Source organism: Mucilaginibacter gracilis (assembly GCF_003633615.1).
Classification (GTDB): Bacteria; Bacteroidota; Bacteroidia; order Sphingobacteriales; family Sphingobacteriaceae; genus Mucilaginibacter; species Mucilaginibacter gracilis.
This window is the reverse complement of the sequence record NZ_RBKU01000001.1, coordinates 6,135,536-6,152,774: the sequence shown is the minus strand read 5'-3', so window position 1 is coordinate 6,152,774 and position 17,239 is coordinate 6,135,536. Positions and strand designations below refer to the sequence as shown.

Here is a 17,239-nt window from a genome sequence, read left to right as displayed (position 1 = left end):
GATAAATAGAACAAGAATTTGGTCCCAAAGGCTTTCTTCCTGTTCAATTTGCTCTGCCGGTTCAAAGTACACATCTACCATAATAGAAAATTCCTGTAACTCGCGGCTCATTGTGCGTTGTATTATTTTATTATGCTAACATAGTAATTTATATACTAAAAACCAAATTGGTTTTATGGTTTTTGTAGATAAATACAAAGATGATCGGAAAGGCTTTTCACCTCCGATCATCTTTTACACTTATTGTTTTTCCCAGTTTATCTTCCGACTAAAGTACATTAACAATGTTATAATGATGAATAGCAAAATGCTGCCTATCATTAAGGATAAATCTTCGAGCTGTATAATGATAAACGTAAAGCCATAAAATGTGGTTAGTATAAAACCGAACAGCAAAGCCATTTGTCTGTTTTGAAGCAACGATGATGTAAATAGCGATATTAAAGTTATAGTTGCCACCGATGCAATTAGGTATGCCACATTATAACCCACCTGTTCCGAAAACGATAGCAAAAGAGTATAGTAAATAACCATAGCCGCACCTATCAGGATGTAGTTAAAAACATGCACGCGTTGTTTACGTATCAATTCGGTAAAAAACAGCGATACAAACGTGAGTAAAATAATAAGGGTTGAGTACTTGGTAGTGCGTATAGTTTTTTGATATTGGTCAACCGGCAGGCGCAGTTTTACGCCAAAGGTTGCATTGTCAGTCGCTTTATCGTTCTTTAGCACACTATCATCGTTAATCCACTGCTGTGGGAAGGGCCTGTTGTAGTAAAGCATGCGCCACTTGGCGTTAAAGCCGCTTTTGGTAACCGCGCGGGTATCGGGCAGGTAACGGCCATCAAAACTTGGGGTTACCCAATTGCTTGTAACCTCAACATCGGTTGTTTTGGCGGTATGCATAAAATTGAGTTCGTTGCTGCCTTTTAAGTCGAGGCTAAAACTAAAGGTAATCTCCTGGTCTTTAGGCAAAGTAAAACTCACCTGCAAGCCGTCGTCAAAAGGGCTTTTGCCGTTAAAAGTTGGCTCAACGTTTAGTTTTTGATTGTTAAGCTGTATAACGGGGTTGCTTTTTAAACCCTTCAAGTCCGACACACTAAAAATCAGCCTCACTTTATCATAGTTAACAGCGGCAGGGTCAATGCCGGCTTTTTCCAGTTCCGGCTTACCAAAATTGCCTTGTACCCATATTTTTGAGTTGTAAACAACCGCCCTAAACAAGCCGCGGTGCAAAGTATCGGTATTGATGTTGGCCTTTATTTGCATGTTTTGCGGCAGCACATAAAGGGTTTGGGTTTCTCGCCTTACAATTTCTTTCTTGTTGCTATCCAGTACCCTCACTTCTTTTTGATAAGGTATAACCAACACCGGCCCCTGTATCAACTGGCTGCCCGACCATTTGTCGGATACGTCATTCAGTACCTCATCCTGCGTTTTTTCGCGTTCGCTGATAAGGCTTTGTATCCATTGCGATGGTATCAGCAGCAGCAGAATAAGCGCGGCTATAACAGATAATTTTACTATTACCGAATCTTTTGCCCAATAGTTTGGCTTTTCGTTTTGTATTTCTTGTATCATAAAAATTGTGTTTAGTTTATTTAAAAGTACTTTGTATTTCAGAGTAATCAGATAAAAAAAATTACTTCATCTTTTGTTGTTTAATTAATTTTTCAAGCGCATCTAAATGTTCCATAAAGGCTTTGCGGCCTTTCTCGGTGGCCTGGTAGGTGGTGTTGGGTTTGCGCCCTAAAAACGATTTGTTCACGGTAATGTATTCTTCCTTTTCCAAACCCTTTAAGTGCGATGCCAGGTTGCCATCGGTAATATCAAGCAAATCTTTAAGCGAGTTAAAGTCGTACCGTTCGTTTGCAACCAGTACGCTCATAATTTGCAGCCGCAGCCTGTTTTCAAAGGCCTTATCTAATTTATCAAAAGGTATTTTCACCGGTCGTATTTAAAGTACATAATGCTGCCATATACAATGTGCAGTACGCCAAAACCCAAAGCCCAAAATATTAATCCGTAACCGGGATAAAGGGCAGCTATTAAACCCAAAATAATTTGGAGTATGCCCAGGTATTTAACATCGGTAAAGGTATAATGACTGCCCGAAATTACGGCAAGTCCGTAAAAAATTAATGAGGCCGGGGCAACAATCATATAATAACCGCGGTTCATTAATATCATCATAAATAAACCACCCGTTACAAGGGGTATAGCCGAATGGAAGAGGAGCGAACGGGTAGTGGTTGTCCAAACAGACTGCCCTTTTCTTTTAGCTTTTTTTACGCTCAAAAATATACCTGTACATACCGATAACAATAAAACCGCTGCCGCTATAATTAACAGGTGTATTAAAGTATTTAAATGGGTATCAATATCGGCCACAACAAAATCTCGCGAACTGAAAAAGCCCGTACGGCTATAAACCGTATGGTAGGCCAGTGCCGAACCTATGAGCGCGTAAATACCCGCCATAATGCCACTAAGCCCGCTAAGCGAAATAAACTTTGACGACCGCTCCATCAGGCTGCGGATGGATACTAATTCATCTTCAATATTTTGATTTTCCATCTAAAAGTACTTTGATTACCAAAGTAATTACTAATTATTGATATTTGCAAGAAGCAATGAAAATTTTGTGTTATTATTTTTTAAGAAATGTGTTATTACAATAATTAAGCCTGCTTTCGCGGATAATTAATTTCGCTTGTTTTTTGTAATATTTCAATAACTGTTCTGTCCAGCGCCTCAACGCTGCTTTTTAGCATATTAAAAATTTCGCCATTAATGGCTGCAGATGGGTCTTCAAAATCAAAAAGGCCAAATAAACCTATGATGTGGGCCACTGGCACCCTAACCTGGTGCGATTGCAGAAACGCAATTTCCAACAGTTTTTCGTGTTGTATAATAAGTTCCTGGTCGGCAATTTTTTTCTTTCTTCGCTCTAAGGCTTCTTTTAAGGCGCGTTCTATTTTGGGAGTTAACGAAAATAGCTTGTCCTTCAAAACATAATCGGTAATGCCGCTTTTTATCAGTTCAACAGCTCTTTCCTCGCCAAGCATGCCCGAAACAACAATAAACGGAACATCGGGCAAAACGCTTTGAGTGATGATAAAAGCTGCAAATCCGTCAAAAGACGGCAGGGAATAATCAGATAATATAATATCCGGCTCAAAATCTTTCAAAGCCTCTTCAAACAACGCACGTGTTTCCACAATCAACGATGTGAAATTTAATCCGTTTTTTTTTAGTTCGCGTTCAAGCAGGTCGGCATCGCTTTGGTTATCTTCTAAAATTAATATTTTAATAGTTTCGGCTTTCATAGTTTAAATTTTTTAGAGGTTTCGAGTTTATATGTTATCAATCAAGTCAATATGCATAAATTTGCTTAATCGGGCAGTTGGCTTAATATTATCCAATACAGTCCAATTCCCTTTATGGCCTCAAAAAAGTTATCACTTTCTACGGGCTTTGCTATATAGCTGTTGGCACCCAGGGCATAACATTTTTGTATGTCGGGGTCTTCTTTAGAGGAGGTGAGTATCACTATCGGAATAGATTTAAATTCCGGGTCTGATTTTATTTTTTCCAGCACTTCCAGGCCCGATATTTTAGGCATCTTTAAATCCAGCAATATCAGTTTAGGGTGTTTTTTTAGGTCGCGCCCGGCGTATTCACCTTTACCATAAATAAAATTGAGTGCTTCGGCACCATCTTTAACGTGGTGTACTGTGTTGGCAAAACCACTTTTTTTAAGTGCGCGCATAGTTAGCATAGCATCGTCAAGGCTATCTTCGGCAAATAAAATTTCAACGTCATCAAAGCTCATATTTCAAAATTTAACAGCGTAAATGCCGGGTAAGCTAAAAAAAAAGGTGGTTTCTTGGTTTAGTTTCGATTCGGCCCAAATTGTTCCGTTGTGCCTGTTTACAATTTTTTGTACCATAGCCAGGCCAATACCGGTGCCCTCAAACTCTTCCTGCGAGTGAAGGCGTTGAAAAACCCCAAAAAGCTTATCGTAGTATTGCATGTCAAACCCGGCGCCATTATCTTTAACATAATAAACAACATCATCGCCCTGCGTGTAAGCACCTATTGCTATACAAGCATTTGATTTGTTTTTTGAATATTTAATAGCGTTGGATATTAAATTGATCCATACCTGTTTAATAAGGGATTGATCGCCCTTTGCAGGCGGAATTTCGGCTATATTAAATTCCAGTCTTTTGTTTACATCGTCGGCTAAAAACTCATCCTTTATAGTTTTAACTATGTTATTCATATTAATATCCGAAAATGCTACCTCTTTACGGCCTAATTTTGAAAACGCCAGCAAATCATCTATCAATTGCCCCATCCGTTTGGAGTTATTGCGGATGGCGTGCAAAACGGCCATACCGTCGGCATCCAACTTATCTAAATAATCCTCCTCTAAAATTTGGGCATAACCGTTAATGGCTCTTATGGGGGCTCTTAAATCGTGAGATACCGAGTACGAAAATGCGCCCAATTCTTTATTTACTGCTTCCAGTTGGGCTGTGCGCTCAATTACCTTTTGCTCTAACTGCTCATTAAACTTGCGGATATCGTCTTCGGCTTTTTTAAGTTCGTTATTGGCAATTATTAACTCCCGCGCTCTTTTTTCCTTTTCTTCATTTTGAAAAGCCAGCTCTAAATTGGCAATAATTAATTCGGCAGCACGCTTTTCTTTCTCCTGATTTTGGAAGGCAAGCTCTTTATTGGCAATAATTAATTCGGCGGCCCGCTTCTCTTTTTCGTTGTTTTGAAAAGCAAGTTCTTTATTTGCTATCAGCAATTCGGCGGCGCGGTGCTCTTTCTCGTTATTTTGGAAGGCAAGCTCTTTATTGGCTATTATTAATTCGGCGGCTCGCTTTTCTTTTTCCTTGTTCTGAAACGCAAGTTCTTTGTTGGCGGCAATTAATTCTGCGGCGTGGCTTTCCCTTTCCCGCTCTTGAAAAAGCTGGTTTATATTAACAGTTTGTAGCTCGTTCGGGTGTTTTTTTTTATCCATTTATGAATGTGATAATTGTTTAAATAGTACGGCGCATTAAAAAAAGGTTTCTTGACTCAAAAAAAACAATCAAAACATTGTAATGTAGAAGCTGTGTAGTATACCTGGATCAGGGGATGGTTTAAAAATAGCCCAATTATCTAATGGAGGATGTGTAAATATAGAAAATTAATTATAGAGAAAGAAATATTTTACAGAATTATAAAATTGTAAAATAATATAAAAGCATTATAATATGGCGAAAAAATATGTTTACTTGTTAACACTTTCGTTAGCAATGGCCTTAAGTTGTTCCCTGGATTTGCCAAACCATTCGCGGCCCGTCTTTTTTTCTATCGGCCCAAGGTGTGGCACTTCGTCAATTATTTCGGTAAAAATGCGGTGGGCATCATCATACCGGGCAGCGCGTTTTAAAAATAAGCCATATTGGTAGCGCTGCTCAAAGCACGAATAACGACCTTTCATGGCTTTAAACTCTTTTTCGGCTAATTCAGTTTGTCCGGTGTTTTCCAGTGCCATAGCGTAAAGCATGTGCGCCTTTGATTTTGGAAACTTTTGCGATCGGTTTATTTTATTTGCTATCGCAATAGCGTCTTCATACCGGTTTTGGTTATAATAGCCTGTCATCAATTGCGATAAAGCATGTTCATTATCGGCAAAGGTGCCGGTTAAGCTGGTTTCGTATAGTTCAACAGCTTTATCGGTTTGGCCGGATGCCAGGTAGGCGTCGGCCAGTTTAATGCGGTTGGCAAAGGTATCGGTAAAGCGAAGGTCGTCTTCAAGTTTTTTTATTTTGGCGCCGGGGTTAATAATGGCTCCAACATCTATTTTAGGGCCGCGCATCCTCTGGCCCGAAAATACCTCGCTAAAAAGGTAAATAGCCGAGCCAATAACCGGCAAAAAAACAATGAGCCATATCCAACGCTGTAAATTACCACGCTGATACGCATGGTAACCGCAAAAAATTTGCAGACCCACAATAATGTAATAATAATAACCGCCGCCCTCGCCAATAAAAGGAAACATAAGTTTAATTTTATACCAAAAATAATAAAATGTGCGGGATTTAAAAGTATCAATAGGATGGGCTGATTGTTAAACAGCAATCAGCAATTTGAGACGTGCTTTCTTAAATCTGTATCAATTTTGTTTAGTTAACAGGCAGCCCCATCCATCGGTAGGTTATAAACAAGAAAACATTATGGATATGTACAGCCTTTGGTTAGGTGGTATACCTATAGCATGCGCATAGGGGCTTATCTATTTAGGCAGATGGCATATATTTGAATCCCCTAACTAAACAGCATCCTATCCTGACTCTTGGCTCTTGATTCTTGGCTCTTATTTCGCTACTCTTTTATAGCTGCCTTAACCAAATAAGGCAATATTTCTTTCTGAAAAGAAACAAAGTTTTTACGCACGTCCGAATCGCTTACCGAGGTAAAGGCAAAACTAAACACGATGCTTTTGCTTGATTTGATGAGGAAACGCAGTCGTTGCGGATAAGTTTCATCCTTGCGGAAATCGCTTACTTTGGTAAACGAGCTTATCAGTAGTTCTTCCAGTTCGTTACTTAGGCTCTTTAAAAAATCCTGCGAGTTAGTACTTTCGCGGATAAAATCCCAACCAATAAACTCATTACAAACCGTATAGGAGAGGCGGCTGGTTTTCATGATGAGGTTTGTTAAATGGGTTTCCTCATCCATATCATTGTTGTAGTTATGTATTATTTCGTTAACACTAACCTTAATATAATCCATAAGCAGGGCGTGCAAAACATCCTCCTTACTTTCAAAATATTTGTAAATAGTGGCCTTGGCAATTTTAGCACGTTTGGCAATTTCGTTAACGCTGGTTTTGTGGTATCCAAATTTGCGAAACAAATCTTGCGCGGCGCGTTTAATACTTTCTTTTATTTTATCAACTTCCATTTTTAGTTGGATACAAATATCTCATTATTACTCACATTTACGGTATGCGATTTTTTAATGGTATTATATATTTTTTTGTGGCCTAATTTTGAACGGCTATTTCGCCGCCGCGCACAGTTACCGAATATGATTTTAACGATCGTGTAGCCGGTGCCTTTACCGGCGAGCCATCCTCTAACGAAAATTTGCCACCGCTGCATGGGTCGGTTACGGTAAGGGTGGGGCTATCAAGTGTAACCGCACACCGTTTTTCGGGTTCATAGCTGCTGCAACGGTCGTAGGCAACATAGCCTGCACTCGCGCTGCGATACAATACAAGGCCGCAAACCCCGTAGCCGCTAATTAATACCGCCCCGCCAGATGCCGTTAGTTTGCTTAAACGAGGGTCGGTTAGCGGTGCGCTAAAGTTAACCGCTACATTGGGCACGTAACTCGAATCGGTTTTGCCGCAGCTAAAACACACTAAACTTAAAAGTATTGCAGTTAAAAACCTCTTCATCACCTTGTTATTACGTTTAAATATACCTGTTGGTTTTTTTTAAATCACTTCCGTTTTAAACTGATTTAAAAAGCGCACGTCGTTTTCCGAAAATAAACGCAAATCACGTATCACATATTTTAAGTTTGCAATACGCTCAATACCCATACCAAAAGCAAAGCCGCTGTATTTTTTACTGTCGATACCGCAATTTTCTAATACGTTAGGGTCAACCATGCCGCAGCCCAATATTTCAACCCAGCCGCTGTGCTTGCACATGTTGCAACCAGCGCCCTTGCATATGGTGCATGATATATCCATCTCGGCAGACGGCTCGGTAAACGGGAAGTACGAGGGGCGGAAACGCACCTGCGTACCATCGCCATAAAGCTCCTGCACAAAATGATAGAGGGTTTGTTTTAAATCGGAAAACGATACATTTTCGTCAACATATAAGCCCTCAACCTGGTGAAAAAAGCAATGCGCACGGGCAGATATGGCTTCGTTGCGATATACCCGGCCCGGCATAATGGCCCTAAACGGCGGCTTACCATTCTCCATCATGCGCACCTGTACCGATGATGTGTGCGTGCGTAGCGCAATATCATCGCGCCCGGCGTTCTTTTTTATAAAAAAGGTATCCTGCATATCCCGCGCAGGGTGTTCTTCGGGGAAATTGAGGGCCGAAAAATTGTGCCAGTCGTCTTCAATCTCCGGTCCTTCGGCCACAACGAAGCCCAGCCGCTTAAAAATATCGATAATCTCAATACGGATTAACGATAGCGGGTGGCGCGAGCCTACAGCCAAACCCTCACCTGGCAAGGTAAGGTCAAATTTTAAGTCCTGAGTTTTGGGTCCCGAATCTTGCGTTTCTTTAAGCTCATTGTATTTGGCTTCGGCAAGTTGTTTAAACTCGTTCAATACCTTGCCAAAGGTGCGTTTTTCTTCGGGGCCAACGGTTTTAAATTCTTCAAACAAATCTTTAACCAGGCCCTTGGTACCCAAATATTTGATACGGAATGCTTCCAGTTCGTCGGCCTTGGCGGTAACAAAAGCTTTTATATCGGCAGTGTATTGGTTTATTTTATCTTGCATCAGTTGTAATAATTCTTTTTATTCGTTTGGTTTTAGAGCATTGGTATCAACCGTTGTGTAATCGAAATCGCGATCTGAATTGATCATACTAATTAAATAGTCTTCAACTAATTTAGATACACTAATGCCCTTAGCTTTGGCATGTTTTTTTGCCTTAACAATTTCATCAGGTTCCAAGTTTATTACTAATCTCGTTTTCTTCATAACGCTTATTCAATCATATTGTCATTGCAAACGATAGTGGCAAATCTTCTGCTTTGTTCAGAACGTGCGGTAGTCGCGCGTAAAAGATTTTTCCTCCCGTCGAAATGACATCATGGTCAAATACGATACAAATATAAATTATTTAATAACTCCCAACTCTTTACCCACTTTAGTAAAGGCCGCAATTGCCTTATCTAAATGTTCTTTATTGTGCGCGGCCGATATTTGTACACGTATGCGTGCCTTACCCTGTGGTACTACCGGGTAGTAAAAGCCAATTACGTAAATGCCTTCGGTTAACATTTTAGCAGCAAATTCTTGCGCTAATTTGGCGTCGTAAAGCATTACGGGTACAATAGGGTGTACGCCGGGTTTAATATCAAAACCCGCCTCGGTAATGGCCTTGCGAAAGTATTGTGTGTTACTTTCCAGTTTATCGCGCAGTTGGGTGGTTTCGCTCAACATATCAATCACCGCTATGGATGCACCTGTAATTGATGGTGCGAGTGTGTTCGAGAACAAATATGGCCTGGAGCGTTGCCTCAGCATATCAATAATTTCTTGCCTGCCCGATGTAAACCCGCCCGATGCTCCGCCCAAAGCTTTACCCAGCGTGCCGGTAATAATATCTATTTTATCCATTACGCCGCAATGCTCGTGCGTGCCGCGGCCGGTTTTACCCATAAAGCCCGAGCAGTGGCTCTCGTCAATCATCACCAGGGCGTTATATTTTTCGGCCAGGGCGCAAATTTTATCCAGTTGGGCAATGGTGCCGTCCATACTAAAGGCGCCATCGGTTACAATAATGCGGTGCCTTAATTGCGTGGCAGCCTGTAATTTCTCTTCCAGGTCGGCCATGTTATCATGTTTGTAGCGGTAACGCTGTGCTTTGCAAAGGCGCACACCGTCTATTATAGATGCATGGTTTAACTCGTCGGATATAATAGCATCCTGTTCGTTAAACAACGGCTCAAATACACCGCCATTGGCATCAAATGCGGCAGCATATAAAATGGTGTCTTCGGTACCCAAAAAGTCCGAAATCTTTTTTTCCAGTTGTTTATGTATGTCCTGCGTACCACAAATAAACCTCACCGACGACATACCGTAACCGTGCGAATCAATAGCTTCCTTGGCCGCCGCAATCACTTTTGGGTGCGACGAAAGGCCCAGGTAGTTGTTTGCACAAAAATTAATTACCTGTTGCCCGCCTACCACTTCAATATCAGCACCTTGTGGCGATGTGATGATGCGTTCGCGTTTATATAATCCGGCTTTTTCAATTTCGGCCAATTCCTGCTGTAATATTGGCTGCAAAGTTTTATACATGAATATCAGTTTTTATAGGCTGCAAAATTACACAATAGCTACCATTTAGTTTAACGCATTTGGGCTCCAAAATAATTATATTGACGACATAAAACTTTTTTAACCCTAAACCGCTTTACACTTTAATAATATTTTATGATTAAAAGTTTAATAGTTTTTTTTGCCGTAATATTAGCAAAGCCGGTTTTTGGTCAGTCCGTTTTAGCCGGAAGGGTTACCGATAGCCAGGGCAATGCAGCAGCATTTACTTCTGTTTATATTAACGGCACTACGCAGGGTACCAGTGCCAACCCAAACGGTTACTATAGCCTAAAGCTTAAACCGGGTAAATACGTTATTAATTACCGTTTTGTGGGTTTTAAGCAACAAACCGATGAGGTTGAAGTAACCGGCAATTACAACACGCACAACGTTACCCTGGTTTACGAAGACTATCAGCCAAAGCAAAACACTCCACCGGTTACCGAGGATGCCGCGTTTGATATTATTCGGAATGCTATTAAAAAACGCGATTATTATTTGAAAGAAATAAACGCTTATTCGTGCGATGTTTATATCCGCGGTACGCAAAAATTAATTAGCGCGCCAAAAGGTATGTTATCCCGTGGAGTGGCCCGCCAATTGCAATTAAACCTGAGTGCCAAAAGCATACTTTACATGTCCGAATCGGCCTCGCACTTTAATTTTGAGCAGCCCGGTAATTATAAAGAGGTAATGGTATCGTCAAAAGCTACAGGTAATTACAATGCCTTTAACTTCGACCGCGCCGCTAACCTCCAGGTTAATTTTTATAAAAACATGCTTGATATTGAGGGTCTTAACCAGCGCGGCTTTATATCGCCCATAGCCGACGACGCTTTAAAATATTATACCTATAAACTGCTTGGCAGCACCACCGAGAACGGCAAAGTTGTAAACAAAATACAAGTTACGCCCATTGACGACCGCGAACCTGTTTTTAAAGGTAATATTTACATTGTTGAAAACGACTGGCGCATTTACGCCGCCCATTTATACGTAACAGGTAAATCAAACCTTAATTTTGTTGATACCCTTAATATTAACCAGCAATACCTGCCCGTTAGTGCCGATAAGTGGCAGCCTTCATCCGTATCATTTACCTATAGTGGCAACGTTTTAGGGTTTAGGTACAACGGTTATATTTTAGGCACGTTTAGCAATTATAACCTCGACACCAAATTTCCGCCCCATTTTTTTAATGGCGAAACTATGCGTATTGCCGATATTACGGTGAAAAGAGATTCGGTATACTGGAGCCAAAACCGGCCCGTTCCGCTAACCTTTGATGAACAGCGCATCTATAATTTAAAGGATAGCCTTGTGGCCGCACATAGCAAACCTGCTTATCTGGATTCGGCAGAGCGGGCCAACAATAAGTTTAGCCCCCTTAGTTATGTGTTTTTTGGCGATACCGTTAAACACAGGCACAAAAATGAGGTTATTACCGTAAACCCGCTTTATGATGTAGTGCAGTATAACCCCATTGAAGGCTGGGTGGTTGATTTAAAACCCACCTATACCAAATCAATGGATGTGGGCAAGGCCTACACCATATCGCCCGAATTGAGATATGGCTTTGATAACAAAATAGTGAGCCTTAACACGGGCTTCAATTACCGGTACGACCCCGAACACGAGGGGGCATTTTACGGAAAGGTTGGTACCGGGATATTAGATCTTAATAACGAAGGTACAGTGGGGCCTTTTTTAAATAGTTTTAATGCCTTGTATTTTAAATCGAACGATTTAAAACTTTACCGCTCTAAATTTTTAATGGCTGGCACACAACGCGAAGTTGCACGCGGATTATTGTTAGACGGTAACCTGGAATATGCACGCCGCACGGCTCTCCAAAATCAATCAAGCCGAACTGTGCGCAGTTTTCCCGATAAGGAGTTTAACTCAAACAATCCTTTTATAACGGCTGTAAATGCGCCCTTGCTTTTTGAGGAGAATGATGCGCTTACGCTAAAGCTATCGGGTACTTACACTTTTGATGAGGAATATACGACAACGCCAGGCGGTCGTGTTTACGATCAGTCAAAATATCCCAAAATAAAGGTGAATTACCGTAAAGGCATCAAGGGTATTTTTAGCTCGGATGTAGATTACGATTATGCCGACGTACAAATTTATCACGATCATATCAACCTTGGCATTTATGGTTTTTCGGCATTCCAGGTAACTGCCGGTAATTTTTTTAACAGCAATGCCCTAAGCTACCCCGATTATAAGTGGTTTAAAGGCAACCAGGGTATTACTTTTACACCGGGCATTAGTCAGTTTCACTTTTTGCCATATTACACCTATAGCCAATCTTCGTTTTTAGAAGCCCATTACGAGCATAATTTTGCCGGCTATTTGTTTAACAACATAGCGGGCTTACGCAAACTAAAACTGGAAGAAATTATAGGCGGTAACTTTTTAACCCAAAAAAATACACCCAATTACGGCGAAATTTACGTTGGCGTGCAACGTTTCTTTTTCAGGATAGACTATGGCTTTGTGTACCGCCGCGGCCATATTGACCAGGGAATTAAATTGTATTTTGGGATATAGGTTGTGGGGGAAGGTGAAAGGTTGAAAGGATAAAGGTTGAAAGGATAAATGTGTTAAAGCCTTTCAACCTTGTATTGTCCAAAAGTGGGGAGGTTGTAAACTTCGTCTTTATTTATTAAGCACTTCTAACGCTTTTTGAAGTTCGGCGTCTTTACCTGCCATTATATCTTTTATTGTTTTATCAACGATAATATCAGGTTGTATCCCTATACCCACAAACTCTTTACCGTCTGGATAAGTGTCATGTTTACCACAAACCCTTGCAGAGCCGCCGCCTGGTAAATTAAAACTGATTGGCTGCCCGGTACTGCCACCCGTAGCTTGGCCTATCAGTTTACCGCGTTTAATATAATCAAACGCTACGGTAAAATCCTCCGCCGCAGAAAAAGTTCGCGCGCCAATCAGTACCACTACTGGCTTATCGTAGTACTGTTTGCCGTTAGGGTCAATATCACCTGCGCTGCTAAAACTCCATTGGCTGCTTACACCCGGTAATGAAATATACCTGGGGATGCGCGCTGCAGACGATTTAAATGGTTTATTTACTAAAGAAGCTATAATATGGTAACCAATATAGCTGTCGCCGCCGCCGTTATTCCTTATATCGATGATAAGCCCCTTTGTTTTTATTATTCGCGTGTAAAGCGAATCAAAGCGCGTCATTATTTTTTCATCTTCAAAATTGTTAACCGTTAAATAGCCAATGTTGCCAAATTCTTTGTATTCAATGCCTTGCGCCGATACAGCATCGCGGTACTTACCCCTGCCCAGTGCTTTAGTAAATACAAGCCCTTTTGCGTTTTTAAGTACTAACGTAACCGGAGTTTTTTCCGGACCTAATAATAAGCCATATGAAAATTCGCGTATGACGAGATCCTGCGGGGTCGAACTACTTTGATATGGCTCCACTTCTTCTTTAGCATATGATAGCACCGGTATGTTGTTTATGTTCAATATCTCCAATCCTGGTACTATACCAGCGTTTTTTAAACTATCGCTAAATACTTTGGTAATAAAAACACGACCTTCAATTAACTCTGTACGAATAGGTGGCCTTGAATAAAAATCCTTATCCAGCTCATTAGGAGGGTAAACATTAGTATGTCCATCTTTTAGCCTCGCATAAAACGTTTGTAAAACCCTATAATACTCGGAGGTGCTTTTTGTTGATTTTATGAGCGATAAATAATCAAGATAGGTTTTATCCCAATCGATTGCTGCATGGTCAAAGTTTGCAAAATTATATTTTGCGTTAGACCATAGCAGCGACAACCCTGCTACTTTTTCCTCGTATGACAAATTCGCGTTGTATGCTGTTTTCAGTGAATTGTCTTTCCACAACAGCATTCTGTTCTTTAATACAGCCAATACTTTTACAAAACGAGCATTCGTCCTTAAACTCTTGTAAATAGTATCCTTTTCTAATTCATCTATACCGTAAAACGCACCCTCTCCGCATCTTTTTTCGAGCGCAGTTAGTGCTTGCTCATTCATCCCGGCAATGGCGTAAGCCCTTGCCATATCTGCATAAACATCTTGCTTGCGGGCGTTCAAAAAGAGGTTGCCCTGCGAAAGCTCTCTAACTGGCGCACTATTCAAATAATCAATAGCGCTATTCAATATTTCAGCCGCCTGCGTAACTTCTTCCTTAGTAGCGCCTGGCTTTTTCCAAAGTTTACGGGCATCGTTACGGGCTATTTGCGCCTGGTTATAAGCGCTGTCTGATGTAAGCTGCTGCGAAAAAGAATTGATTGATATGGCAAGCAGGGAAATTATGAGCAGGTTGTTTTTAAATTTCATTTTGAAAAGGTAATAACGTTTAAAAGTATATAAATTATAATGCCAATTATGCAAGTGATTAATAATGTGAATGTTGAACACAATCAAAAATCCACAAGTGTATCGTAACCGAACGGTGACTGTGCGATTTTGCATGGAAATGCTATTGTTACCTTTTACCTTTCAACCTTTCACTTCATTATAACCTTTCACCTAAAATACTTACCTTTGTTGCTCATTAAACGCTGTTTGCAGCAGTATCAATGCCATCATGAAAAAGTATAAAACACTACTCTATTATTGTTATTCAACAATAGCCGACGGGGAGCAATTTGCTGCCGATCATCTAAAATTTTGTAAATCATTAAATTTGGTTGGGCGCATTATTGTAGCCAACGAAGGTTTAAACGGCACAGTATCCGGCGAAGCCGAAGCATGCCACGTTTACATGGATACGCTACACGCCGACCCGCGTTTTGCGGGTATTGATTTTAAAGTTGACGATGTTGCAGAGCCTTCATTTGTAAAAATGCATGTGCGCTACAAATCCGAAATTGTTCACTCCGGCCTGCGCGATCCTAATATCATCAATCCCGAACAAAAAACAGGTATTCACCTGGAAGCCAAAGATTTTTTGGCCATGAAAGACAGGGATGATGTTGTGGTGCTTGATGTACGCTCAAACTACGAGCATTCGGTTGGCAGGTTTAAAAATGCCGTTACTCTGGATATTGAGAATTTTCGCGATTTCCCATCCAAAATAAATGAGCTTGCCCAATACAAGGATAAAAAAATAATAACTTATTGCACGGGAGGCATTAAGTGCGAAAAAGCATCGGCCCTGCTACTGCACGAAGGTTTTACCGATGTTTACCAATTGCACGGCGGCATTATAAAATACGGCAAAGAAGCCGGCGGCGAAGATTTTGAGGGCAAATGTTACGTGTTTGATAACCGCCTAACTGTTGATGTTAATGCGGTTAACCCCGTAATAATTTCTACCTGTTACAATTGCGGCACCACTACTGCCAAAATGATAAACTGTGCCAACCCCGAGTGTAATGAGCATTTTACTCAATGCGATGCCTGCGGCGAAGCGTTAGAGGGTTGCTGCTCAGATGCCTGCAAACAACACCCGCGTAAACGCATTTACGATGGTACCGGTTATTATGTAAAAGTGCCCCAGCAGGTTAGTCCGCTTAAATTATCCCGTAAGGCAATAATTTCAACTTCCGCAACGGCAAACGCAGAATAAGGTGCCAAAACGCAAGGCAACTATTATTGGTGCAGGCATTGCCGGGATAGCAACAGCTATACGCCTGGCAGTTAAGGGCTATGATGTGGTTGTATTTGAGGCCAACGCCTATCCTGGTGGTAAGCTTTCCGAAATTTACGGCAACGGTTACCGGTTTGATGCCGGGCCAAGCCTGTTTACCATGCCCCAATACGTTGATGAGCTATTTACACTGGCAGGCAAGCCCAGCCCGTTTAAATACCAAAAGCTAAACGTAGTTTGTAAATACTTTTACACCGACGGAACCCGCCTAACTGCCTATGCCGACGAGGATAAATTTGTTAGCGAAGTTGCGGCTGTTACCAGCGAAAGCCCGGAAAGGATAAAACGCTACTTTAAAAACAGCCGCAATATTTACAATATTACCAATCACGTTTTTTTGCAACGCTCGCTTCATCGTTTAAATACGTTTTTTAGGTGGGATACGCTACGCTCTGTTTTGCGTTTTGCAGGTATCGATGCCTTCCGTACCATGCACCATGCCAACCAAAGTTTTTTTACCGACGAACGGCTGATACAGTTTTTCGATCGCTATGCAACCTATAACGGCTCAAACCCATACCAGGCTCCGGCAACATTAAATGTTATTCCGCACCTCGAACAACATTTTGGTGCTTATTTTCCCGATGGTGGTATGTACAGCATTACAACCAGTTTGGTTAATCTTGCCCAATCTGTAGGGGTTAAGTTTAATTTTAATTCGGCGGTTGATGAGATAGTTTTGACGGATGGGCTAAAGGCCAAGGTTGTAAAGGTAAAAGGTGAATTGATAAAAGCCGATGTTGTGGTATCAAACATGGATGTTTGGTTTACTTACAACAAATTGCTTAAACCGTACCCTCAGCTTTGGCCGCAAAAAGTTTTAAAGCAGGAGCGGAGCAGTTCGGCACTTATATTTTATTGGGGGATTAAAAAAACCTTCCCGCAGCTTGATTTGCATAACGTGTTTTTTGCCGACGATTATAAAGCCGAATTTGATTGTATTTGGCAGCAGCAAAGTATTTACCGCGACCCTACGGTTTATATCAATATCAGCTCGAAGCTTAAAGCCGACGATGCGCCAACGGGTTGCGAAAATTGGTTTGTGATGATTAACGTACCAGCAAACAACAATCAGGATTGGGACTTGCTTATTGCCCAGGCACGCAAAAATATTTTAGATAAACTTGCGCAAAATTTAGGCGAAGATATTGGCGCACTAATTGAATATGAATCGGTGCTCGATCCGCGTAGTATCCAGCTCAAAACTTCGTCATACAAAGGCTCTATTTACGGCACCAGTTCTAACAATCAGTTCGCGGCGTTTTTACGGCATTCCAATAAATCGTCAAAGGTTGGCGGGCTTTACTTTTGCGGCGGCAGCGTGCATCCGGGTGGCGGTATACCGCTGGCACTACTATCGGCCAAAATTGTTGGCAATTGGGTTGCTTAGTTTACTTGTTGCCATTAGCGCATTTCGTTTAAAACAATTTAAGGGTATTTGTTTTAATACACCATTAACTCAATGA

At 41.1% G+C, this 17,239-nt stretch carries 16 protein-coding genes; 3 read left to right on the top strand and 13 right to left on the bottom strand.

The genetic code is table 11. The features are described 5' to 3' along the window. Positions 1–240 precede the first annotated feature (240 nt). The 12 genes from creD to kbl all read right to left on the bottom strand — a co-directional run bounded on the left by creD (position 241) and on the right by kbl (position 10,078). Positions 241–1,584, bottom strand: coding sequence for a cell envelope integrity protein CreD (gene creD, locus BDD43_RS27455; protein ID WP_121201417.1), 1,344 nt, complete (start codon positions 1,582–1,584; stop codon positions 241–243). A 61-nt stretch (positions 1,585–1,645) separates the two neighbouring features. Next, positions 1,646–1,951, bottom strand: a complete 306-nt coding sequence (locus BDD43_RS27450; protein ID WP_121201416.1) for a winged helix-turn-helix domain-containing protein — start codon at positions 1,949–1,951, stop codon at positions 1,646–1,648. Then, positions 1,948–2,580, bottom strand: coding sequence for a hypothetical protein (locus tag BDD43_RS27445; RefSeq protein ID WP_121201415.1), 633 nt, complete (start codon positions 2,578–2,580; stop codon positions 1,948–1,950). The genes BDD43_RS27450 and BDD43_RS27445 overlap by 4 nt, the downstream gene beginning before the upstream one ends. Positions 2,581–2,684: 104 nt before the next feature. Next, on the bottom strand, positions 2,685–3,332 hold the full coding sequence (locus BDD43_RS27440) for a response regulator (RefSeq protein WP_121201414.1): 648 nt from the start codon (positions 3,330–3,332) through the stop codon (positions 2,685–2,687). 65 nt (positions 3,333–3,397) lie between these two features. Next, positions 3,398–3,838, bottom strand: a complete 441-nt coding sequence (locus BDD43_RS27435) for a response regulator (protein WP_121201413.1) — start codon at positions 3,836–3,838, stop codon at positions 3,398–3,400. Positions 3,839–3,841: 3 nt separating this feature from the next. After that, positions 3,842–5,041 (bottom strand): sensor histidine kinase, encoded by a 1,200-nt coding sequence (locus BDD43_RS27430; RefSeq protein WP_121201412.1) that lies wholly within the window; start codon positions 5,039–5,041, stop codon positions 3,842–3,844. 252 nt (positions 5,042–5,293) lie between these two features. After that, a complete protein-coding gene (locus BDD43_RS27425; protein WP_121201411.1) occupies positions 5,294–6,067 on the bottom strand; it encodes a tetratricopeptide repeat protein in 774 nt (257 codons plus the stop codon). A gap of 323 nt (positions 6,068–6,390) precedes the next feature. Next, the gene (locus BDD43_RS27420; RefSeq protein ID WP_121201410.1) at positions 6,391–6,972 is read right to left on the bottom strand and encodes a TetR/AcrR family transcriptional regulator; all 582 of its coding nucleotides are present in this window, start codon (positions 6,970–6,972) and stop codon (positions 6,391–6,393) included. Positions 6,973–7,054: 82 nt separating this feature from the next. After that, entirely contained in the window at positions 7,055–7,471 is a 417-nt protein-coding gene (locus BDD43_RS27415) for a Rieske (2Fe-2S) protein (protein ID WP_246001805.1), read from the bottom strand. A gap of 39 nt (positions 7,472–7,510) precedes the next feature. After that, a complete protein-coding gene (gene pheS / locus BDD43_RS27410) occupies positions 7,511–8,545 on the bottom strand; it encodes a phenylalanine--tRNA ligase subunit alpha (protein ID WP_211339743.1) in 1,035 nt (344 codons plus the stop codon). A gap of 18 nt (positions 8,546–8,563) precedes the next feature. Further along, complete coding sequence (locus BDD43_RS27405) at positions 8,564–8,749, bottom strand: DUF6364 family protein (RefSeq protein ID WP_121201407.1); 186 nt, start codon at positions 8,747–8,749, stop codon at positions 8,564–8,566. A 138-nt stretch (positions 8,750–8,887) separates the two neighbouring features. Continuing rightward, entirely contained in the window at positions 8,888–10,078 is a 1,191-nt protein-coding gene (gene kbl, locus BDD43_RS27400; RefSeq protein ID WP_121201406.1) for a glycine C-acetyltransferase, read from the bottom strand. 135 nt (positions 10,079–10,213) lie between these two features. Here kbl and BDD43_RS27395 point away from each other — a divergent pair, with 135 nt between their 5' ends. Further along, positions 10,214–12,658: a DUF5686 family protein gene (locus BDD43_RS27395; RefSeq protein WP_121201405.1), complete on the top strand. Its 2,445-nt coding sequence runs from the start codon at positions 10,214–10,216 to the stop codon at positions 12,656–12,658. Positions 12,659–12,766: 108 nt separating this feature from the next. Here BDD43_RS27395 and BDD43_RS27390 read toward each other — a convergent pair whose 3' ends face one another. Then, positions 12,767–14,458: a S41 family peptidase gene (locus tag BDD43_RS27390; protein WP_162847182.1), complete on the bottom strand. Its 1,692-nt coding sequence runs from the start codon at positions 14,456–14,458 to the stop codon at positions 12,767–12,769. Between the two features lie 250 nt (positions 14,459–14,708). Between BDD43_RS27390 and trhO the strand changes: the two genes are divergently transcribed. Together trhO and crtD are read left to right on the top strand one after the other, a co-directional pair. Continuing rightward, complete coding sequence (gene trhO, locus BDD43_RS27385) at positions 14,709–15,692, top strand: oxygen-dependent tRNA uridine(34) hydroxylase TrhO (protein ID WP_121201403.1); 984 nt, start codon at positions 14,709–14,711, stop codon at positions 15,690–15,692. A 1-nt stretch (position 15,693) separates the two neighbouring features. Continuing rightward, positions 15,694–17,163 carry a 1-hydroxycarotenoid 3,4-desaturase CrtD gene (gene crtD, locus BDD43_RS27380; RefSeq protein WP_121201402.1) on the top strand — a complete coding sequence of 490 codons (1,470 nt, stop codon included), beginning with the start codon at positions 15,694–15,696 and terminating at the stop codon, positions 17,161–17,163. The last annotated feature ends 76 nt before the right edge of the window (positions 17,164–17,239 follow it).

Bases quoted from the DNA above. Each gene is read 5' to 3' on its own strand.
- creD (WP_121201417.1), bottom strand. From the start codon at position 1,584: ATGATACAAGAAATACAAAACGAAAAGCCAAACTATTGGGCAAAAGAT.
- BDD43_RS27445 (WP_121201415.1), bottom strand. From the start codon at position 2,580: ATGGAAAATCAAAATATTGAAGATGAATTAGTATCCATCCGCAGCCTG.
- BDD43_RS27440 (WP_121201414.1), bottom strand. From the start codon at position 3,332: ATGAAAGCCGAAACTATTAAAATATTAATTTTAGAAGATAACCAAAGC.
- BDD43_RS27435 (WP_121201413.1), bottom strand. From the start codon at position 3,838: ATGAGCTTTGATGACGTTGAAATTTTATTTGCCGAAGATAGCCTTGAC.
- BDD43_RS27430 (WP_121201412.1), bottom strand. From the start codon at position 5,041: ATGGATAAAAAAAAACACCCGAACGAGCTACAAACTGTTAATATAAAC.
- BDD43_RS27425 (WP_121201411.1), bottom strand. From the start codon at position 6,067: ATGTTTCCTTTTATTGGCGAGGGCGGCGGTTATTATTATTACATTATT.
- BDD43_RS27420 (WP_121201410.1), bottom strand. From the start codon at position 6,972: ATGGAAGTTGATAAAATAAAAGAAAGTATTAAACGCGCCGCGCAAGAT.
- BDD43_RS27415 (WP_246001805.1), bottom strand. From the start codon at position 7,471: ATGAAGAGGTTTTTAACTGCAATACTTTTAAGTTTAGTGTGTTTTAGC.
- pheS (WP_211339743.1), bottom strand. From the start codon at position 8,545: ATGCAAGATAAAATAAACCAATACACTGCCGATATAAAAGCTTTTGTT.
- BDD43_RS27405 (WP_121201407.1), bottom strand. From the start codon at position 8,749: ATGAAGAAAACGAGATTAGTAATAAACTTGGAACCTGATGAAATTGTT.
- kbl (WP_121201406.1), bottom strand. From the start codon at position 10,078: ATGTATAAAACTTTGCAGCCAATATTACAGCAGGAATTGGCCGAAATT.
- BDD43_RS27395 (WP_121201405.1), top strand. From the start codon at position 10,214: ATGATTAAAAGTTTAATAGTTTTTTTTGCCGTAATATTAGCAAAGCCG.
- BDD43_RS27390 (WP_162847182.1), bottom strand. From the start codon at position 14,458: ATGAAATTTAAAAACAACCTGCTCATAATTTCCCTGCTTGCCATATCA.
- trhO (WP_121201403.1), top strand. From the start codon at position 14,709: ATGAAAAAGTATAAAACACTACTCTATTATTGTTATTCAACAATAGCC.